General features: G+C 53.3%; 21 protein-coding genes, 3 tRNA genes and 1 pseudogene. 15 read left to right on the forward strand and 10 right to left on the reverse strand.

Going from position 1 to position 20,284, the window contains the following annotated elements; translation table 11 throughout:
• Window positions 1–151: 151 nt before the first annotated feature.
• The 4 genes from amyA to fliD form a co-directional block, all read right to left on the reverse strand.
• Complete coding sequence (gene amyA / locus C3451_RS10295) at window positions 152–1,639, reverse strand: alpha-amylase (RefSeq protein WP_045622418.1); 1,488 nt, start codon at window positions 1,637–1,639, stop codon at window positions 152–154.
• Between the two features lie 98 nt (window positions 1,640–1,737).
• Window positions 1,738–2,109, reverse strand: coding sequence for a flagella biosynthesis regulatory protein FliT (gene fliT, locus C3451_RS10300; RefSeq protein ID WP_006811148.1), 372 nt, complete (start codon window positions 2,107–2,109; stop codon window positions 1,738–1,740).
• On the reverse strand, window positions 2,109–2,519 hold the full coding sequence (fliS, locus tag C3451_RS10305; protein ID WP_003859616.1) for a flagellar export chaperone FliS: 411 nt from the start codon (window positions 2,517–2,519) through the stop codon (window positions 2,109–2,111). Before fliS ends, fliT begins: the two co-directional genes overlap by 1 nt.
• Before the next feature lie 30 nt (window positions 2,520–2,549).
• Window positions 2,550–3,962, reverse strand: coding sequence for a flagellar filament capping protein FliD (fliD, locus tag C3451_RS10310; protein WP_045622420.1), 1,413 nt, complete (start codon window positions 3,960–3,962; stop codon window positions 2,550–2,552).
• 269 nt (window positions 3,963–4,231) lie between these two features.
• On the opposite strand from fliD, the gene C3451_RS10315 reads away from it, so the two are divergent.
• The 8 genes from C3451_RS10315 to sdiA all read left to right on the forward strand — a co-directional run bounded on the left by C3451_RS10315 (window position 4,232) and on the right by sdiA (window position 11,291).
• Window positions 4,232–5,440 (forward strand): FliC/FljB family flagellin, encoded by a 1,209-nt coding sequence (locus C3451_RS10315; protein ID WP_045622421.1) that lies wholly within the window; start codon window positions 4,232–4,234, stop codon window positions 5,438–5,440.
• A gap of 163 nt (window positions 5,441–5,603) precedes the next feature.
• Window positions 5,604–6,323: an RNA polymerase sigma factor FliA gene (locus C3451_RS10320; RefSeq protein WP_003859623.1), complete on the forward strand. Its 720-nt coding sequence runs from the start codon at window positions 5,604–5,606 to the stop codon at window positions 6,321–6,323.
• Window positions 6,324–6,377: 54 nt separating this feature from the next.
• Entirely contained in the window at window positions 6,378–6,929 is a 552-nt protein-coding gene (gene fliZ, locus C3451_RS10325; RefSeq protein WP_015570235.1) for a flagella biosynthesis regulatory protein FliZ, read from the forward strand.
• Window positions 6,930–7,015: 86 nt separating this feature from the next.
• Window positions 7,016–7,816 (forward strand): cystine ABC transporter substrate-binding protein, encoded by an 801-nt coding sequence (gene tcyJ / locus C3451_RS10330; RefSeq protein ID WP_045622422.1) that lies wholly within the window; start codon window positions 7,016–7,018, stop codon window positions 7,814–7,816.
• A 103-nt stretch (window positions 7,817–7,919) separates the two neighbouring features.
• Entirely contained in the window at window positions 7,920–8,906 is a 987-nt protein-coding gene (dcyD, locus tag C3451_RS10335; protein WP_045622423.1) for a D-cysteine desulfhydrase, read from the forward strand.
• A 21-nt stretch (window positions 8,907–8,927) separates the two neighbouring features.
• Entirely contained in the window at window positions 8,928–9,596 is a 669-nt protein-coding gene (gene tcyL / locus C3451_RS10340; RefSeq protein WP_022648540.1) for a cystine ABC transporter permease, read from the forward strand.
• Entirely contained in the window at window positions 9,593–10,345 is a 753-nt protein-coding gene (gene tcyN / locus C3451_RS10345; protein ID WP_023306513.1) for an L-cystine ABC transporter ATP-binding protein TcyN, read from the forward strand. The genes tcyL and tcyN overlap by 4 nt, the downstream gene beginning before the upstream one ends.
• A gap of 223 nt (window positions 10,346–10,568) precedes the next feature.
• Entirely contained in the window at window positions 10,569–11,291 is a 723-nt protein-coding gene (gene sdiA, locus C3451_RS10350) for a transcriptional regulator SdiA (protein WP_032622448.1), read from the forward strand.
• Between the two features lie 64 nt (window positions 11,292–11,355).
• Here the strand turns inward: sdiA and C3451_RS10355 are convergent, their stop codons facing one another.
• Complete coding sequence (locus C3451_RS10355; protein WP_003859644.1) at window positions 11,356–11,580, reverse strand: DUF2594 family protein; 225 nt, start codon at window positions 11,578–11,580, stop codon at window positions 11,356–11,358.
• Window positions 11,577–11,678, reverse strand: a pseudogene (locus C3451_RS24750) (hypothetical protein); the annotation flags it as partial. The gene C3451_RS10355 and the pseudogene C3451_RS24750, both read right to left, overlap by 4 nt.
• A 367-nt stretch (window positions 11,679–12,045) precedes the next feature.
• On the opposite strand from C3451_RS24750, the gene uvrY reads away from it, so the two are divergent.
• The 7 genes from uvrY to C3451_RS10390 all read left to right on the forward strand — a co-directional run bounded on the left by uvrY (window position 12,046) and on the right by C3451_RS10390 (window position 16,775).
• Window positions 12,046–12,702 carry a UvrY/SirA/GacA family response regulator transcription factor gene (uvrY, locus tag C3451_RS10360; RefSeq protein ID WP_017384478.1) on the forward strand — a complete coding sequence of 219 codons (657 nt, stop codon included), beginning with the start codon at window positions 12,046–12,048 and terminating at the stop codon, window positions 12,700–12,702.
• Entirely contained in the window at window positions 12,699–14,531 is a 1,833-nt protein-coding gene (uvrC, locus tag C3451_RS10365; RefSeq protein WP_022648536.1) for an excinuclease ABC subunit UvrC, read from the forward strand. Before uvrY ends, uvrC begins: the two co-directional genes overlap by 4 nt.
• A 56-nt stretch (window positions 14,532–14,587) precedes the next feature.
• On the forward strand, window positions 14,588–15,136 hold the full coding sequence (gene pgsA, locus C3451_RS10370; protein ID WP_003859652.1) for a CDP-diacylglycerol--glycerol-3-phosphate 3-phosphatidyltransferase: 549 nt from the start codon (window positions 14,588–14,590) through the stop codon (window positions 15,134–15,136).
• Between the two features lie 163 nt (window positions 15,137–15,299).
• Window positions 15,300–15,375 (forward strand) — tRNA-Gly (locus C3451_RS10375).
• Between the two features lie 51 nt (window positions 15,376–15,426).
• Window positions 15,427–15,500 (forward strand) — tRNA-Cys (locus C3451_RS10380).
• Between the two features lie 11 nt (window positions 15,501–15,511).
• Window positions 15,512–15,598, forward strand: a tRNA-Leu gene (locus C3451_RS10385).
• Between the two features lie 250 nt (window positions 15,599–15,848).
• A complete protein-coding gene (locus C3451_RS10390) occupies window positions 15,849–16,775 on the forward strand; it encodes a LysR substrate-binding domain-containing protein (RefSeq protein WP_032624025.1) in 927 nt (308 codons plus the stop codon).
• 5 nt (window positions 16,776–16,780) lie between these two features.
• Here C3451_RS10390 and C3451_RS10395 read toward each other — a convergent pair whose 3' ends face one another.
• From C3451_RS10395 to livM, 4 genes are all read right to left on the reverse strand, one after another.
• Window positions 16,781–17,251, reverse strand: coding sequence for a hypothetical protein (locus C3451_RS10395; protein ID WP_045622426.1), 471 nt, complete (start codon window positions 17,249–17,251; stop codon window positions 16,781–16,783).
• A gap of 163 nt (window positions 17,252–17,414) precedes the next feature.
• A complete protein-coding gene (locus C3451_RS10400) occupies window positions 17,415–18,131 on the reverse strand; it encodes an ABC transporter ATP-binding protein (RefSeq protein ID WP_045622427.1) in 717 nt (238 codons plus the stop codon).
• Complete coding sequence (locus tag C3451_RS10405; protein ID WP_023306508.1) at window positions 18,128–19,003, reverse strand: ATP-binding cassette domain-containing protein; 876 nt, start codon at window positions 19,001–19,003, stop codon at window positions 18,128–18,130. Before C3451_RS10405 ends, C3451_RS10400 begins: the two co-directional genes overlap by 4 nt.
• Window positions 19,000–20,274: a high-affinity branched-chain amino acid ABC transporter permease LivM gene (livM, locus tag C3451_RS10410; RefSeq protein WP_063139414.1), complete on the reverse strand. Its 1,275-nt coding sequence runs from the start codon at window positions 20,272–20,274 to the stop codon at window positions 19,000–19,002. Before livM ends, C3451_RS10405 begins: the two co-directional genes overlap by 4 nt.
• Between the last annotated feature and the right edge of the window lie 10 nt (window positions 20,275–20,284).

Here is a 20,284-nt window from a genome sequence, read left to right on the forward strand (position 1 = left end):
GCTTCGGCGATTTACAGCCGGACCAGGGCATTGCTGAAAGTCCTCAGTTATTATGAAGGCAACGTTATTGCTTCTGCTTTCAAATTACTGGGGATATCTCTCCCTGTGGGAGAGGGTCGGGGTGAGGGCATCAGGCCACACCTATCCCGTACTACAGCGCGTCCTCAATCACCCAGACGCTGACGCTTCCCCCGTTACAGAAGAACGTCCCTTCGCCATCCGCCGCCGTGGTCACGGTTTCCTCGCGGTTGCCTAAAAAATCCCGCCAGGTCTTATTGCCGTAATTCTCGCCGAGGCAGATCGTCTTCTCACCGTTATCACCATTCGACAGCACCACCACACAGCCCGGGTGCTCCTCTGTCCCGCTGCGGCTAAACGCAATGCAGTTTGGATGATCGAAAAAGAGGGTTTGCACGCCGTGGGCAAAACGCTGCCGGGCGAGGATCAGCTCGTGGAGCTGTTCAATCACCGGCATATCAATGTGATACGTCTCACCATCCCCGCCAGTGTCGTCATAGCTGGCGCCAAAAAGATCCGGGTAGAACACGCTCGGCACGCCGTTTTCACGCAGCAGGATGAGCGCGTAGGCCAGCGGTTTGAACCAGGCTTCAACCGGGGCTTCCAGCGCCTGCAAGGGCTGGGTGTCATGGTTGGCCACCAGCGTTACGGCATGGAACGGATCGGCTTCCACCAGCGTACCGGTGAAAATCTGGCTCATATCGTAGTCGCGTCCCTGGCGTGACGCTTCGTGAAATTTCATTTGCAGCGGCGCGTCAAACAACATGGTTTTGCCGTCCACCTGATTGATGTATTGCTGCAATTTATCCACTTCGTGAGACCAGTATTCCGCCACAATAAATAGCGGCTGCGGGGCCACCTCCTGGACATGTTCAATCCACTCTTTATAGAACCAGGCTGGAATGTGTTTTACCGCGTCCAGGCGGAAGCCGTCGCAGTGGGTTTGCTCCATCACCCAGCGCGCCCAGTATTTGATCTCCTCCGTCACCGCGTGGTTGCGAAAATCAATATTTTCACCCATCAGGTAATCGAAATTGCCCATCTCGTCGTCGACCTGATCGTTCCAGCCTTCGCCGGTGTAGTCGTTAACGATTTTGAAGATACCGTCCTCACTGGGATTTTCAATGTGGTCGATACCGCTAAAGCATTTGTAATCCCAGATGAACTGCGAATACTGGCCGGCCCGAACGGGAAAGGTGTAGCGCGTCCAGGCTTCACATTCGATGATCTCATCGCTGATTTGGGTGCGATCCTGAGCATCCACGCGCTGCACGCGGACGGGTTCCTTTTCATCGGCCCCCATTTTATGGTTGACCACCACGTCCAGAAGCACCGCAATCTGGTTGCTTTTTAAGGCGTTGATGGCCTCCAGCAGTTGGGCTTTATCGCCGTATTTGGTGGCGACACTGCCTTTCTGGTCAAACTCACCGAGGTCGAAAAGGTCATAAGAGTCATACCCGACGGAATAGCCGCCGGATGCGCCTTTGTAGGCCGGGGGTAACCAGACCATATTAATGCCGATTTCGTTCAGGTTGGGGGCTAATGCCGTGACTTCTCGCCACAATTCACCGCCGGTGGGGTAGTACCAGTGAAAACATTGTAAAAGTGTTGGGTTGCGCATGCACCATCTCCATGAGGTCGCGAAACTCAAGTATGGAGCAGGTTTGGCAGAAATGCCTGGCGAACGAAACGGTTAACGCTTGCCCGCCAGTTAAATGGCTAATTAATATCGCTATTACTTTGCGGAACAAGGACATGACCGCCCTGGTTACCGTAGGTGGAGAGAACGGTTTTCTGGATGGAGGATTGCCCAACCAGCTTCGCCAGCTCATCCATTCTGGCTTGCAGCAATGTTTTTACCTGGCCTTCGTTGTCCAGGATCACCCGCAGCGTCGGGCGAAGCTGCTCCTGAATCTGCATCGAAGGTTCACTTTCCTGAGTGAGACGAGCCAGTGAGTGCACCGCATTAACATAGTCGGTTTCACAGATGATCAGATCATCCCATAGTCCCTGCCGCGCCAGTCGCAACATCAACTGGCTCTGCTCAAGGAGTTGCTGATAAAGGGCATAAAGTTGCGGTGCGTTACTCATTAGACGGCGTCCTGCATCAGTTGTGGCGTACCGGCAACCTCCTTCCACCCGTCAGCGATATTGCGCAGCAGGTTTTCCACCTCTTCGATGGCGCTGGCGTCGTTATTCACGTTGGCGTGCAGGAGGCGACGTACCATATAGGCATAAAGGGCAATCAGGTTTTGCGTAAGCTCATCACCGTTATTTTCCACCAGGCCAACCTTCAGCCCGTTTTCGATAATGTTGATGGCTTTTGAGAGCGCCAGCCCTTTTGCCGGGATATTACCGTCTGCCAGGAACAGACGCGCGCGTACCAGCGCGCTGAGGGCTCCATCAAATAGCATGATTACCAGCTGCTGCTGGCTGGCGCTCATCACCGCGCTTTCAACTTCTATCTTTGCGTAGGCCTGCGTGCCTTTTGCGCCGTACATGTTATCCCCCTCGGGTCTGATTAGCGTTTACTACTTGTTGCTGGACGTATTTTCGAACTGCTGCGTCAGGTAGCTGCTGGTGTTGTTCAGCGAGGTCATCAGTACGTCCAGCTGGGTAAACTGGGCTTTGTACTGCGCCACTCTTGCATCAATACGTTCGCTCACGGCGTTATATTGATCCGTTAACTTGTTCAGCGTTTTGCTGACGCCATCTTTGGCCGCCTGGATAATGCCTTTACTGGAAAGCCAGTCAGTCAGATGGGTGGCCATGGTGGTAGTGATCCCGGTGGTTTTACCGTCACCCACAACCAAATCTTTCACGGCAGACGGGTTATCCGTCAGCGCTTTTTTCAGCTTGTCGCTGTCCAGCTCCAGCTTACCCGTACTTGGATCTGAAGTAATGCCGACCTGAGACAGCGTTTTATAGGCGGTTCCGCCGACGGTATTGCCCAGCATGGTTTTCAGCTGCGTCTGGATAGTACGCAGCGTAGTGTCTCCGAGCAGGGCGCCGTTGCTGGTATCTTGCTCATCTTTACCCGGATCTACCGCCGTGTATTTTGTCAGTGAGGCGAAGCTATCTTGCAGGGTGTTGTAGGCATCCACCCAGGCTTTCATCGCCGTTTCCGCTTTCGACGTATCTTTAGCGATCGTCAGCGTCTGGTTACCGGTGGTGACATCGTTCAGGTTCAGGGTGATATCTTCCAGCGCATCGCTGATGGTGTTGCTGCTGTTTTCGATATCAACGTTATTCACCTTCAGCTTCGCGTTCTGCGCGGTGACGCTTTCCGTCATGCCGTTGCTGGCGTCGGTGCTGGTGCCGTTGTAACCCATAAAGGATTGCAGGGCGCTGTCGCCGCTCACGCTGATGCTGACCGCGTTGTCCGCCCCGGTTTCGGTGGAGGTGATGGACAGACGATACTGACCATTACCGACGTTAATAATACTGGCGGTCACGCCGGCGTCAGCTTTGTTAATCGCATCGCGAATGCCGGTCAGCGAGGAGTTTGCCGCGCTGATATCGACGGTCACCGGATCTTTACCGTTACCGGCGGTAAAGGTGATCTTGCTGTCAGCCGTGGCAATGGCCGTTTTGCTGTCCGGCTGCGCATTTTTGGTCGTCAGGGTTTGCGCCTGCGCCAGCTGCGACACGCTGATGGTGTATTTACCGGCAATCGCGCTGCCGGTGGTGGTGGCGCTGAATGCCGTGGTGCTGCTCGACGTGCTGGTCGCCGTAAACAGATCGGCTTTATTCAGCGCGGTGTTGGCAGTCTGAAAGGCTTCCAGTGAACTCTTCAACGTGCCGTAAGCGCTCAGCTTGGCGGTATAAGATGACTGTTGTTTGGAAATCGGCGTCAGCTGCGCTTTTTCGGCCGTAGTCAGACTATCCAGAATGTCTGCTAACTTAAGACCCGATCCAATCCCCAATGATGAAATACTTGCCATATTTATTCCTTAATCTATCGACACGTAGAACGAATAGTGGGGTTATCGGCCTTTATGGGGGAAAGTTTACGGTTAATTTCTTTTTTTTAATGGCGGGAATAACGCTAATAGAGAAGAGCTTTTCCGTGGCTAAAAAAATTAACGCGATCCTGAAAAAAAATCTAAAGGTTGTTTTGGACCAGACGATAACACCTTTGACGGCGATGAAGCCGAAGGGTGGAAACCCAAATCTAACCAAACAGATTTGATGAACAACAGGAATCGAAATCATGGCACAGTACATTAATACCAACAGCCTCTCGCTGATCACTCAGAACAACATCAACAAGAACCAGTCCGCTCTGTCTTCTTCTATCGAGCGTCTGTCTTCTGGTCTGCGTATCAACAGCGCGAAAGATGACGCTGCGGGCCAGGCGATTGCTAACCGCTTCACCTCTAACATCAAAGGCCTGACTCAGGCTGCACGTAACGCTAACGACGGTATCTCTGTTGCTCAGACCACTGAAGGCGCACTGTCTGAAATCAACAACAACTTGCAGCGTATCCGTGAACTGACCGTTCAGTCTCAAACTGGCACCAACTCTGATTCTGACCTGTCTTCAATCCAGGACGAAATCAAATCCCGTCTGTCTGAAATTGACCGTGTATCTGGCCAGACTCAGTTCAACGGCGTGAACGTCCTGGCAAAAGACGGCAAAATGAATATTCAGGTTGGTGCTAACGATGGCGAAACCATCACCATTGATCTGAAGAAAATTGACTCCAAAACTCTGGGTCTGGACAGCTTCAACGTTAACGGTCCTAAAGATGAAAAAGGAACTTTAGGTACAGTAGCTAACGCCGATTTCACAGCGTATTATGGCGCTACCACTAGCGTTGACAAAGCAACCGTAGTTGAAAAAACTCCAAAAGATTTAGCGACTCGTCTTGGTGTTGCAGATACAAGTGTCGTTTTAAAAGGTGATGCAGTTTACAAAGATGATAATGGTAATCTGTTTGCGAAAGTAACCATTACTCCAACTGATGCAGCTGAAGTCAACAACCTGAAAGCAAATGGTTTTGAAAGCGAAGCAGGAAAAGGTAAAGATTATTTCATTGCTCTTGATCCACAAGCTGCTGTAACCACCGCTGGTGGTGATACTGCAGCCTTCACTATCGATACTTCAAGCCTGAGCCTGAAAAACCTGACTACAGGTTCTTCATCTAACCCACTGGCTAAACTGGACGAAGCGATCGCTTCTGTTGACCAGTTCCGTTCTTCACTGGGTGCGGTTCAGAACCGTCTGAGCTCTGCCGTAACCAACCTGAACAACACCACCACCAACCTGTCTGAAGCGCAGTCCCGTATTCAGGACGCCGACTATGCGACCGAAGTGTCCAACATGTCTAAAGCGCAGATCGTTCAGCAGGCCGGTAACTCCGTGCTGTCCAAAGCTAACCAGGTTCCTCAGCAGGTTCTGTCTCTGCTGCAAGGCTAATCGCCTGATTACGCTTAAACCCCGCTTCGGCGGGGTTTTTTCTATCCATGCACAAGCGTAACCCCCCAAATAACCCCTCATTTCACCCACTATTCACCCGATTAAAACCCCTCCAGAATCGGATAATCATGCCGATAACTCAACTAACGCAGGGCTGTTTATCGTGAATTCACTCTATACCGCTGAAGGTGTAATGGATAAACACTCGCTGTGGCAGCGTTATGTTCCGCTGGTGCGTCACGAAGCATTGCGCCTCCAGGTGCGTTTGCCGGCGAGCGTGGAACTGGACGATCTGCTACAGGCGGGCGGTATCGGGTTATTGAATGCAGTTGACCGGTACGACGCTCTGCAAGGAACGGCATTTACGACTTACGCAGTGCAGCGTATTCGTGGTGCGATGCTGGACGAGCTGCGCAGCCGCGACTGGGTGCCGCGCAGCGTTCGCCGCAACGCGCGCGAAGTGGCGCATGCGATGGGGCAGCTGGAACAGGAACTGGGGCGCAACGCGACGGAAACCGAAGTGGCGGAGCGTCTGGGTATTCCTGTTGAAGAGTATCGTCAGATGTTGCTCGATACCAATAACAGCCAACTCTTCTCTTATGATGAGTGGCGCGAAGAGCATGGCGATAGCATCGAGCTGGTGACGGATGAGCATCAGCAAGAAAACCCGTTACACCACTTACTGGAAGGGAATTTACGCCAGCGCGTGATGGAAGCGATTGAAGCTTTACCTGAACGTGAGCAACTGGTGTTAACCCTCTATTACCAGGAAGAGCTCAATCTCAAAGAGATTGGCGCCGTGCTGGAGGTGGGCGAGTCACGGGTGAGCCAGCTGCACAGCCAGGCCATTAAACGCCTGCGCACAAAACTGGGTAAGTTATAGGTGAGTCATTCGCCTTGGAAATGCCGCACAACGTATTGACAACCAGGAGTTATCATGACGGTGCAGCAATCTAAAAGACGGCCTTTAAGCCGCTACCTGAAAGACTTTAAACACAGCCAGACGCATTGCGCCCACTGTAAAAAATTACTCGACCGCATCACGCTGGTTCGTCGCGGTGAAATCGTGAATAAGATTGCGATTTCCCGCCTCGACACGCTGATGGATGAAGCCGCCTGGCTTGAAGAGCAAAAAGAGTGGGTAGCGCTTTGCCGTTTCTGTGGCGATCTCCACTGCAAAGAGCAAAGCGACTTCTTCGATATTATCGGCTTCAAGCAATTCCTGTTTGAACAAACGGAGATGAGTCACGGCACCGTGCGTGAATACGTGGTTCGCCTGCGCCGCCTGGGTCAGCATTTGACCATGCAAAATATCTCCCGCGATCTGCTGACGACCGGATACCTGGATGAAAATCTGGAGCCCTGGCTGCCCGCCACCAGTACCAACAATTACCGTATCGCGCTGCGAAAGTACGCGCAATATAAAGTCCAGATGCCGGGCGTCATAAAGCAGAAAGTCCGCGCCGGAACAACTTCTGATATATATTAAAAAAGAATAAGATGTAGCGCAGCCGCCTTTGACGTTGCAGGCGATTTCTCTACACTACTCAAAAATTCCACTGTATCGGGGTACTTATGAAATTAGCACTTCTGGGTCGTCAGGCGCTGATGGGGATGATGGCCGTTGCGCTGGTCGCGGGGATGAGCGTGAAAACGTTCGCGGCAGATAATCTGCTCAACAAAGTCAAAGAGCGCGGCACGCTGCTGGTTGGGCTGGAAGGAACCTATCCTCCGTTCAGCTTCCAGGGCGACGACGGTAAGCTGACCGGTTTTGAAGTGGAGTTTGCGCAGGAGCTGGCCAAGCATCTCGGCGTCAAAGCCTCCCTGAAACCGACCAAATGGGATGGTATGCTGGCGTCACTGGATTCCAAACGTATCGACGTGGTGATTAACCAGGTGACCATTTCTGACGAGCGTAAGAAGAAGTATGACTTCTCTACGCCGTACACCGTGTCCGGTATCCAGGCGCTGGTGAAGAAAGGTAACGAAGGCAGCATCAAATCCGCCGCGGATCTGAAAGGTAAGAAAGTCGGCGTCGGTCTGGGCACCAACTACGAAGAGTGGCTGCGCCAGAACGTGCAGGGCGTGGACATCCGCACCTATGATGATGACCCGACGAAATACCAGGATCTGCGCGTAGGCCGTATCGACGCCATTCTGGTTGACCGCCTGGCAGCGCTGGATCTGGTGAAGAAAACCAACAATACCCTGGCCGTCGCGGGCGATGCGTTCTCCCGTCAGGAGTCCGGCGTGGCGGTGCGTAAAGGTAACGAAGATCTGCTGAAAGCCATTGATGCTGCCATTGCTGAAATGCAGAAAGACGGCAGCCTGAAGGCGCTTTCTGAGAAGTGGTTCGGCGCAGACGTGACGAAATAAGTCTCTGACCGACAAAAAAAGGCGCTTTTAAAAGCGCCTTTTTTATTTCTCGCGCGTCTGCGTGCATAATGAAATAACAATTGTTTGCGTGACCGGAGGAACCATGTCACTACAGAATTTAACGCGCTTTCCCCGTCTGGAATTTATCGGCGCACCCACGCCGCTGGAGTATCTGCCGCGATTTTCTGACTATCTGGGGCGCGATATTTTCATTAAGCGTGACGATGTGACGCCCATGGCGATGGGCGGGAATAAGCTGCGCAAGCTGGAATTTCTCGCCGCCGATGCCCTGCGCGAGGGCGCGGATACGCTGATCACCGCCGGGGCAATTCAGTCTAACCACGTTCGCCAGACGGCGGCAGTGGCGGCGAAGCTGGGCCTTCACAGCGTAGCCCTGCTGGAGAACCCGATTGGCACGCAGGCAGAGAATTACCTGACTAACGGTAACCGCCTGCTGCTGGATCTGTTCAACGTGCAGGTTGAAATGGTTGACGCGTTGACCGACCCGGCTGCACAGCTTGATGAACTGGCGACGCGCCTGGAAGCGCAGGGCTTTCGTCCGTACGTCATCCCGGTTGGCGGCTCGAATGCGCTGGGTGCCCTCGGCTATGTTGAGAGCGCGCTGGAAATCGCCCAGCAGTGCGAAGGCGCGGTGAGTTTGTCCTCGGTGGTAGTGGCGTCCGGCAGCGCGGGTACCCATGCCGGTTTAGCGGTCGGGCTTGAGCAACTGATGCCGGACGTAGAGTTGATTGGCGTGACGGTTTCCAGAAGCGTTGCGGATCAAAAGCCGAAAGTCGTCACCCTGCAACAGGCGGTGGCAGAACAGCTTGCGCTTCAGGCGAAGGCGGAAATATTGCTGTGGGATGACTACTTCGCGCCGGGTTATGGCACCCCCAATGATGAAGGGATGGAGGCCGTTCAGCTGCTGGCCCGCCTCGAAGGTATTCTGCTTGACCCTGTCTATACCGGTAAGGCGATGGCGGGCCTTATCGACGGTATCGCCCGCAAGCGCTTTAAGGATGAAGGACCTATTTTGTTTGTTCATACTGGCGGGGCGCCTGCGCTGTTTGCCTATCATCCCCATGTCTAAAAATCAGGTAGAAAAATAATAATGCAAGAAAGTATTCAACTGGTTATTGATTCGCTGCCGTTCTTGCTTAAGGGCGCGGTGTTTACTTTACAGCTCAGTATCGGCGGGATGTTCTTCGGGCTGGTGCTCGGGTTTGTGCTGGCACTGATGCGCATGTCGAACGTCTGGCCGGTGCGGTGGCTGGCGCGGTTTTACATCTCCGTGTTTCGCGGAACGCCGCTTATCGCCCAGCTGTTTATGATTTACTACGGGCTGCCCCAGTTCGGTATCGAGCTGGATCCGATCCCGGCGGCGATGATTGGCCTGTCGCTGAATACGGCGGCGTACACCTCTGAAACGCTGCGTGCGGCGATCTCGTCCATCGATAAAGGACAGTGGGAAGCGGCGGCCAGTATCGGGATGACCCCGTGGCAGACGCTGCGCCGGGCGATCCTGCCCCAGGCGGCGCGCGTGGCGCTACCTCCGCTGAGCAACAGCTTTATCAGCCTGGTGAAAGACACCTCGCTTGCGGCGACCATTCAGGTGCCGGAGCTGTTCCGTCAGGCGCAGCTGATCACCTCGCGCACGCTGGAAGTGTTTACCATGTATCTGGCGGCCTCGCTGATTTACTGGGTGATGGCGACGGTGCTGTCCGCCCTGCAAAACTATTTTGAAAACCAGCTTAACCGCCAGGAGCGAGATCCAAAATGAGTGCAATTGACGTCAAAAACCTGGTGAAAAAATTCCACGGGCAAACGGTGCTGCACGGCATCGACCTTGAGGTTGAGCAGGGCGAAGTGGTGGCAATTATCGGCCCGAGTGGGTCAGGGAAAACCACGCTGTTGCGCAGCATTAATTTGCTTGAGCAGCCTGAAGGCGGGACGATCCGCGTGGGCGATATCACCATTGATACCGGGAAACCCATCAGCCAGCAAAAAGGGCTGATTCGCCGCCTGCGTCAGCATGTTGGCTTCGTATTCCAGAGCTTTAATCTCTTTCCGCACCGTACGGTGCTGGAAAATATTATCGAAGGTCCGGTCATCGTAAAGGGTGAACCAAAGGAAGACGCGACGGCCCGCGCCCGCGAGCTGCTGGCGAAGGTTGGCCTGGCCGGGAAGGAGACGAGCTATCCGCGTCGGTTATCTGGCGGACAGCAGCAGCGTGTCGCCATTGCGCGCGCGCTGGCGATGCGCCCGGATGTGATCCTGTTCGACGAACCCACATCCGCACTCGATCCTGAGCTGGTCGGGGAAGTGCTTAACACTATCCGACAGCTGGCGCAGGAAAAACGCACGATGGTGATTGTGACGCATGAAATGAGCTTCGCTCGCGACGTTGCCGATCGGGCAATTTTCATGGATCAGGGGCGAATAGTAGAGCAGGGGCCAGCTAAGGCGCTGTTTGCCAATCCTCAGCAGCCTCGAACCCGCCAGTTCCTTGAAAAATTCTTAATGCAGTAGCATTTTCATGCTCAATTTGCTCCAGATGTCGCTTCTGGAGCAAATTATCCTCCCATAACTTCAGTTTTGTTGATTTTTTATTCCGCCCGATGTGGATAAGCCATCGCCAAATTAAAGATAATCCGTCTGTGGTCGATATTTTATATAAATGATCCTGCTTTATGTGTTAGGTTATATTCACCATAATAATGATTATCTTTATCAGAGGCTTCATTCGGCAAGTATGAGGGATATAGACTTTTTCACCTGGCGACGGGAATGCGTCCTCCGGTTTCAGGAAATGACCTGTGCTGACGAGGTATATCAGGAACTTCAGCGACAAACGCAGGCGCTTGAATTCGATTATTATGCGCTTTGTGTTCGACACCCTGTGCCATTTACCCGCCCGCGAACATCCGTCCATTCCAGTTATCCGCAACAATGGATGGCGCAATATCAATCCGAGAATTATTTCGCCATTGACCCGGTACTGAAGCCGGAGAATTTCATTCAGGGTCATTTGCCCTGGACGGATGAATTATTCACGGATGCCCAGCAATTATGGGACGGCGCTCGGGACCACGGTTTACGTAAGGGAATAACCCAGTGTCTGATGCTGCCAAATCATGCGCTCGGCTTCCTCTCCGTGTCATGTACTAGCTTACAGGCACACTCGATATCCAGTGAAGAGATTGAGCTGCGTTTACAAATGCTGGTTCAGATGGCGCTCACTACACTGTTGCGCTTTGAACATGAGACGGTGATGCCGCCGGAAATGAAATTCAGCAAGCGTGAACGGGAAATTCTGAAGTGGACCGCAGAAGGGAAGACGTCGGCAGAAATCGCCATCATTCTTTCCATCTCGGAAAATACCGTCAACTTCCATCAGAAGAATATGCAGAAGAAATTCAACGCGCCGAATAAGATCCAGATAGCGTGTTATGCCGCGGCGACTGGGCTTATTTGACTGATATCACGTTCTGCGTGTCAGACGAGGAAAAGGCTGAATGCACTGCATCCAGCCTTTTTTGTTACTGGCGGTAGGCTTGTTTAATTTGCTTAACTGTATTGGCAAAAACAGCGGATTCCGCCTGATCTTCCATCTGCGCGATCTGTTTTTCCATTTTAATGATCACACGTCCAGCATCAGCCTGGCCCATCGCCTGTAGCATAAGCGTCAGCAGCGACTTCAGGCAGTTTACTTCCTGTGCCAGTTCCTGGTTATTCTCGGCAGTGGCAAATTCAGGTGTGCTCATTTATTTTCCTCATTATAAAACAGCGCATGAGCGCGACGATGAAAGTTAAGGCGGCGGAGTATACCACAAGCTGCGGCAAAAAATGCAGTGGTTGTTTTTTATACTTTTACGCGTATTGATTATTGGCCCGTGCGGATTATGAAGGTAATCTGCCCAATATGTTAGCGACAATTAAATGTTTATCGCCGGTACGCCATCCGTTAATTGTTGTTACAAAAAAATGAGAGCATTTTTTAGTTTACGTTAACAAATGTTTTGGTGGCTTTTTGAATGCTGGTGCTAAAAAAATAGCGGTAAAGCCCAGTACACATGGGTTTTCTTTCCACTTACTGTACAGCCTAATTTCCAAAAACGAGACCCGAATCGGATAGCCGATTTTTTAGCGTTTTAATCTTGCATGGAAAACCGTTAATATAAACCCAATTAGCAGTCAGTAGCGTTATCCCTATTCTGGAGACATTTCCTTTGATCAACGTCCTTCTTGTTGATGACCACGAACTGGTGCGCGCAGGGATACGACGCATTCTTGAAGATATAAAGGGTATTAAAGTTGCCGGCGAGGCGTGCTGTGGCGAAGATGCCGTCAAATGGTGTCGCGCGAACTCCGCAGACGTGGTGCTGATGGATATGAACATGCCCGGTATTGGCGGGCTTGAAGCCACGCGCAAAATCGCGCGCATGTTCGTTGATACCAAAGTCATCATGCTGACCGTCCATACCGAAAATCCGCTGCCCGCCAGGGTCATGCAGGCGGGGGCTGCGGGGTATCTCAGTAAAGGTGCTGCACCGCAGGAAGTCGTCAATGCGATCCGCACCGTTCACGCAGGGCAGCGCTATATCGCTTCTGATATTGCTCAACAGATGGCGTTGAGTCAGATTGAACCGGAAAAAACGGAATCTCCGTTTGCCAGTTTGTCTGAGCGCGAATTGCAGATTATGCTGATGATCACTAAAGGTCAGAAGGTGAATGAGATTTCTGAGCAGTTGAATCTCAGCCCGAAAACGGTCAACAGCTATCGCTATCGGATGTTCAGTAAACTGAACATTCACGGTGATGTCGAACTGACTCACCTGGCCATTCGCCATGGTTTGTGCAATGCGGAGTCGTTAATAAGTCAGTGAGTGAAGCGTTCGATTCAAAAGCATTTCTGAAAACCGTCACCAGCCAGCCAGGCGTCTACCGGATGTACGATGCTGGCGGTACGGTTATCTATGTCGGTAAGGCGAAAGATCTGAAGAAACGCCTTTCAAGTTATTTCCGCAGCAACCTTGCCTCCCGTAAAACCGAAGCGCTGGTCGCACTTATACACAACATTGATGTCACCGTAACGCACACGGAAACGGAAGCGCTGCTCCTTGAGCACAACTACATTAAGTTGTATCAGCCGCGCTACAACGTTCTGCTGCGTGATGACAAGTCCTATCCGTTTATCTTCCTGAGCGGCGACACGCACCCGCGGCTGGCGATGCATCGTGGCGCTAAGCATGCGAAAGGTGAATATTTCGGCCCCTTCCCGAATGGTTATGCCGTGCGGGAAACGCTGGCGCTTTTGCAAAAAATCTTCCCTGTTCGCCAGTGCGAAAACAGCGTTTATCGCAACCGCTCCCGGCCATGCCTGCAATATCAGATTGGCCGCTGCCTGGGACCATGCGTTGAAGGGCTGGTGAGCGAAGAAGAGTACGCGCAGCAGGTGGAATATGTCCGCCTGTTTTTAGCCGGGAAAGACGATCAGGTGCTGACGCAACTGATTACCCGCATGGAAAAAGCCAGCGCGGCGCTGGAATTTGAGGAGGCCGCACGCATCCGCGACCAGATCCAGGCGGTGCGCAGGGTGACCGAGAAGCAGTTTGTTTCCAATACGGGCGACGACCTCGATGTCATCGGCGTTGCCTTTGACGCCGGCCTGGCCTGCGTTCACGTGCTGTTTATTCGTCAGGGCAAAGTGCTCGGCAGCCGCAGTTACTTCCCGAAAGTGCCGGGCGGGACTGAGATGGGTGAAGTGGTGGAGACCTTTGTCGGCCAGTTTTATTTGCAGGGCAGCCAGATGCGTACGCTGCCCTCGGAGATCCTGCTTGACTTCACGCTGGACGATAAAACCCTGCTGGCGGACTCACTTTCAGAGCTGGCAGGTCGCCGGGTGAATGTCCAGACGAAACCGCGCGGCGATCGTGCGCGTTATCTGAAGCTGGCGCGAACCAATGCCGCCACGGCGCTGACCACCAAACTTTCCCAGCAATCGACCGTCAGCCAACGTTTAACCGCGCTTGCTGCGCTGCTCAAGCTGCCGGAAGTGAAACGCATGGAATGCTTCGACATCAGCCATACGATGGGTGAGCAGACCGTGGCGTCGTGTGTGGTCTTTGATGCCAATGGACCACTGCGGGCAGAGTATCGTCGCTATAACATCACCGGCATTACGCCCGGTGACGATTATGCCGCCATGAACCAGGTGCTGCGCCGTCGCTATGGTAAAGCGATTGAAGAGAGCAAAATCCCGGACGTTATCCTTATCGACGGCGGGAAAGGGCAGTTGGGGCAGGCGAAGGCGGTATTCGAATCGCTCGACGTGGAGTGGGATAAGAACCATCCGCTGCTGCTAGGGGTAGCGAAAGGGGCAGATCGTAAGGCTGGCCTGGAAACGCTGTTCTTTGAGCCGGAAGGCGAGGGCTTTAGCCTGCCGCCAGATTCCCCTGCACTGCACGTGATCCAGCACATCCGAGATGAGTCGCACGATCATGCCATTAGCGGACACCGCAAAAAACGGGCGAAAGTGAAAAATACCAGTACCCTTGAGACGATTGAAGGCGTCGGGCCAAAACGTCGCCAGATGCTGTTGAAGTATATGGGCGGATTGCAAGGATTACTCAACGCCAGTATGGAAGAAATTGCAAAAGTGCCGGGTATTTCGCAAGGGCTGGCAGAAAAGATCTACTACTCGTTGAAACATTGAGGGCTCTGTAGCAACATAGAGCTAAATTTTACTGACAACAGACAGTTACCGTCATCATGCGATTTAATATCCCTACGTTGCTTACTCTCTTTCGCGTTGTGCTCATTCCGTTCTTCGTCCTGGCATTTTACCTGCCGGTCGTCTGGGCGCCTTTTGCCTGTGCGCTTATTTTCCTGATTGCCGCCGTGACGGACTGGTTTGACGGTTATCTGGCGCGTCGCTGGAACCAGAGTACCCGCTTTGGCGCGTTCCTCGATCCGGTTGCGGATAAGGTGATGGTGGCAATCGCGATGGTGCTGGTGGCGGAACATTATCATACCTGGTGGGTGACGCTGCCTGCCGCGACCATGATTGGCCGTGAGATTATTATCTCTGCCCTGCGCGAGTGGATGGCGGAGCTGGGTAAACGCAGCAGCGTGGCGGTGTCCTGGATCGGTAAAGTTAAAACCACTGCGCAGATGGCGGCGCTGGTGTGGATGCTGTGGCGTCCGAATGCCTGGGTAGAGTGGGCCGGCATTGGTCTGCTATGGGTTGCGGCGGTGCTGACATTGTGGTCAATGCTGCAATATTTGAACGCTGCGCGCGGTGATTTGCTTGAACAGTGATCGTTTCGGCTTAATTTTCAGCAAACGATCCTGAGATGCAAAAAATAACGTTGACTCATAACGTCATATCAGTAGAATGCAACGCATCGAACGGCGGCACAGTAAGCCGGACGATAATGAAATCAAGTGCTTAGCAAGTCGTTAAATAGTTACTTGATAACATGCGGGAATAGCTCAGTTGGTAGAGCACGACCTTGCCAAGGTCGGGGTCGCGAGTTCGAGTCTCGTTTCCCGCTCCAGATTAATGCATCGGCAGTTTGCGGGTGCAGGTCGAAAGACAAAAGATTTAAGGCGCGTTAGCAAAGCGGTTATGTAGCGGATTGCAAATCCGTCTAGTCCGGTTCGACTCCGGAACGCGCCTCCACTTTCTTCCCTGGCCGGATGGTGGAATCGGTAGACACAAGGGATTTAAAATCCCTCGGCGTTCGCGCTGTGTGGGTTCAAGTCCCACTCCGGCTACCATGGGAAAAAGCAGAATAATCAAAGCAATAAGCAGTGTCGTGAAACCACCGAAAGGTGGTTTTTTTGTGCCTGCCATTCTGCTAATCAACAACCTTCATTTCTGACCCTCACGTAATAAAACAACGATCCTTTTCAACGAAATTAAACAGATACCCATTATGCTATCGTGTAGCGGGCGCGATTTGCAGTGTGAAGATTTGCAGGTTTGCGATCCTGATTCCCCATGCCATCACCTCATTTAAGGGACGCTATGTCTTTACCGCCATTGTATGCACTGCGTGCGTTTGAAGTTGCTGCGCGGTTGAACTCATTCAGTAAAGCCGCTGAAACGCTCAATATTACGCCGGGCGCGGTCAGCAGACATGTTCGTACCCTTGAACTGTGGTTCGACTGCGAGCTTTTCAAAAGGCAAGGTCCTCGCGTTGAGGTCACTGAAGCCGGGCGAGTGCTTGCCGGGCAACTGAACGAAAGCTTCACGAGCATTGAATGGGCCTGCCGGGCATTTCGCAGTGAAAACCATCTGCTGCGGTTAAAAACACCCAGCACCCTGACCATGAGATGGCTTCTCGACGTGCTGCGATCTTTTCGCAACAACCATCCAAAACCGCAGGTGGAGATTGCCAGCGTCTGGATGGACATTGACACCGTTGATTTCAATCTTGAGCCATACGACTGCGCCATCCTTCTCGGTAATGGCCGTTTTGGTGAGACAACGGAAAGCCAGCTGCTTTTTCATGAATGGCTTATCCCGGTTTGCACCCCATCGCTTATCGAACCGGCCCGGCAGCAGCTTTCGCAATGCGATTTGATTCATCCTTCACCGGACAGACGTGACTGGCGGCGCTGGCTGCGAAGAACAGGATTGTTTCCGGGGCTCGATATGAGCAGCGGCATGGTGTTTGATACCCTTGAACAGGGAAGTATCGCCGCGATGAACGGGCACGGCATCGCTATCGCCGACCTGCATCTCACGCTTGATGCCCTGAAAAGCGGCCTGCTGGGCCTGCCGTTCAGGGAAGCTATCGCGACGGGAGATGGTTACTACCTCGTCTGGCCAAAAAATTCGCTCAAAAGAGAGAGCATCCAGCACCTTCTGGGCTGGCTGCAAAACCATACCCCGGTCGTTCCGGCTCTGGATATCGATTACCTGGAATACGATGAAAGCCGGGTTTATTAATACCGTTATGAGTAAGAGATGTTTGCCATCTTTTTATAGCGTTCTGGCAAAGCGCTGTTCAGGCTGAGTACCTTATCCAGAATATAAAATGCTGGCGTGTTTTTCTGCTGCTCAGCGTCAATAATTGCACCGCGTAATATCGTGGCGGCAGACGAAATCCTGTGAAAATATTCTTCAGTCTCAGGCGTCTGTAATTCACCCGACGTGGCGTAGCGCACGTGCGGCCAGCCGGAGAAGTCGAGCAGCGGAAGGGGCTTTCCTGCTTCAGGATGACAGGCTGAAATCAGCGCAGCCGCTTGCTTAGGGTCGCGATGGGCAACGGACAGCATGTATACGCGCTGCGAAAACGGTGACAGAGCCTCTGAGTGATGTTTCGTCGCCATAAGCATGGCCATAAAATCCTGTAAATCATCGGCTGAATTGGTGTCAGGTGGTAATACAGTTTTCATTAACTGATATAACGCATCAAGTGTCATATTTGCCCCGGATCCTCTTATCATTATTATTCAGTTTGCGGCTGAACGTTTTATCGACCCGCGCAAAGGCGGGTCGTAAAGATGATATTTGAATGCGGTCGCATCAGAAAAACGATTAATAATGGCAATCACTGTGAGTTTTTCTCACTATAGCCTCCAGGCTTCACACGCCGCCCAGGTACGCCTTCCTCACCTCCGGATCCTTCAGCAACGCCTCGCCGCTGCCGCTTAACCGAATCTGCCCGTTAACCATCACATAGCCGCGGTCGGACAACTTCAGCGCGTGGTGGGCATTCTGCTCGACCAGAAAAATCGTCATTCCGTTACGGGCCAGTTCGCGCAGCGTCTGGAAGATCTGTTTAACCATGATTGGTGCGAGGCCGAGGCTGGGTTCATCCAGCAGCAGAAGTTTAGGACGGCTCATCAGCGCCCGGGCAATAGCCAGCATCTGCTGTTCACCGCCGGAGAGCGTCATCGCCCGCTGGTTACGCCGCTCCTTGAGGCGAGGGAAGAGGTCGAACATGCTTTGCATATCTTCAGCTGCATGCTGATTGCCGACGGGGATTGTCCCCATCAGCAGGTTCTCTTCTACAGACATATCCGGGAAAATGCGTCGTCCCTCAGGTGCCTGCGCGATGCCGCCGGTGGCAACATAGTGGGTGGATTTGTGGCTGATATCCTCGCCGCAGAAGAGGATCTGGCCGTTGCGGATCCGGGGCTGACCAAAGACAGACATCAGTAATGTTGACTTCCCCGCGCCGTTAGCGCCAATCAGGGCCACGGTTTCCCCTTTGTTTACCTCAAGTGAAACCTGCTTCAACGCCTGGATCACCCCGTAAAAAACGTCCACATTATGAAATTGAAGCATCGGTGCGCTCACAGATTTACCTCGCTTTCGTCGGTGCCCAGATACGCGGCAATCACTTTTTCATTGTGCTGGATCTCAGCCGGTTTACCTCTGGCAATCACATCGCCGTGATCGAGCACAATGATGTCATCTGAAATGCCCATCACCATCCCCATATCATGCTCGATCAGCAAAACCGTGATGTCGTGGTGGTCGCGCAGGAACCGGATGATCTCGCTCAGCTTGTGCGTCTCCACCGGGTTCAGGCCGGCAGCAGGTTCATCGAGACAAATCATCTCCGGGCCGGTGCACATGGCGCGGGCGATTTCGAGGCGTCGTTGCTGGCCATAGGACATTTCCCCGGCCAGACGGTTCGCGCAATCTACCAGATCCACCACCTCCAGCCAGTAAAACGCCCGGTCCAGCGCCTCGTTCTCTGCCCGACGATACGCAGGGGTGTTCAGCACCCCCGCCAGCAGATTGCGGTTGACGCGCATGTGCTGTGCCACCAGCAGGTTTTCCACAACGGACATCTCGCGGAACAGGCGGATGTTCTGAAACGTGCGCGCAAGACCCGCGCGGTTCACCAAATGCGTGCCGCCAAACATCTTATAGAACAGGCGTTGACCAAGCTGCGCCGGGCTGAGCCAGTCGCCCGGCTGGAGTTTCTGGCCGAGCACCTGAATGACATTGGTAGTTTTATTTCGTGCATTGAACAGAATGTTGCCGCCGGAGGCCCGGTAGAAACCGGTCAGGCAGTTAAAGACGGTTGTTTTTCCCGCGCCGTTAGGCCCAATGAGTGCAGTAATAGAGCCGCGCTGCACCTCAAGATTGACGTCGTTTAAGGCCTTGATCCCGCCGAAGTGCATCATCAGATGTTCTACACGCAAAATCGTTGCGTTCATGGCGCCACTCCTTTACGCACGGCAAATCCGCTGCGGTTGATGCGGATCAGACCGCGAGGACGCCAGATCATCATCACCACCATCATCATGCCAAACAGCAGCACTCGGTATTCCGCAAAGCTGCGCAGCAGTTCCGGCGTGACGGTCAGCACAAAGGCGGCCAGTACGACGCCGACGGTGGAGCCCATCCCGCCCAGGACCACAATCGCGAGGATGAGGGCCGATTCAAAAAAGGTGAAAGAGGTGGGGTTAACAAACCCCTGCCAGGTGGCAAAAAACACCCCGGCGATACCTGCCGTCGATGCGCCCAGGGTGAAGGCCGAGAGTTTGACCAGAACGTGATTCAGCCCCATGGAACGGCAGGCAATCTCATCCTCACGGAGCGCTTCCCACGCCCGTCCAATGGGCATTCGGGTCAGCCGGTGTTTAATGTACAGCACCAGCATGACTACCAGGAAAAGTACCGCATAGATGAAAATAAACTTCATGTTGGGGTTATAGGTCAGGCCGAAGAACTCGTGGAAAGGGACGCCGCCTTCTTTGGCGCGTCGGCCAAACTCCAGGCCAAAAAAGGTCGGGGCAGGGGCTGAAACGCCGTTAGGCCCGCCGGTGAAGGTAAGCCAGTTGTTCAGCACCAGACGGATGATCTCGCCAAACCCGAGCGTGACGATGGCGAGATAATCCCCGTGCATGCGCAACACCGGAAAGCCGAGCAGGGCGCCCGCGCCCGCAGCCATTAGCGCCGCCAGCGGTAGCATGCTCCAGAACCCAAGCCCCAGATACTGATACCCGAGCGCCAGCCCGTAAGCGCCGATGGCATAGAAGGCGACATAACCCAGATCCAGCAGCCCTGCCAGGCCAACGACAATGTTCAGCCCAAGACCGAGCAGGACGTAGATCAGTCCGAGTATAGCGACCGTCAGAACGTATTTTGTGGCCACAAACGGGAAGCAGATCGCCAGCGTGACAATCAGCGGAATGATCCAGCGCATGCGGCTTTTATACGCCGGTGGCCGGACATACACCCCCGCATTGTCGGATTCAAACCGCGCCTGTAAACGTCTTCCGGCCGCCGTAGCTGAAAAGGCGCTCAGCAAAAAGCGTCCCACCATCACCGTGCCTACAATCCACGCCAGCCGCTGGCCGTCAAAGGTAAAGCTGTAACCATCCAGTATCACGCCCGCAATCGGGCCGAAAATAATCAGGGCGATCATTCCGGAAAAAATCGCGTCCAGAATGCAGCGCTTCAGGGAAAAGCCGTCAGAGGTCATCGCGTTGTTC

Origin of the sequence: Enterobacter sp. 301B, from assembly GCF_003850715.1 — a bacterium.
Taxonomy (GTDB): Bacteria; Pseudomonadota; Gammaproteobacteria; order Enterobacterales; family Enterobacteriaceae; genus Enterobacter; species Enterobacter intestinihominis.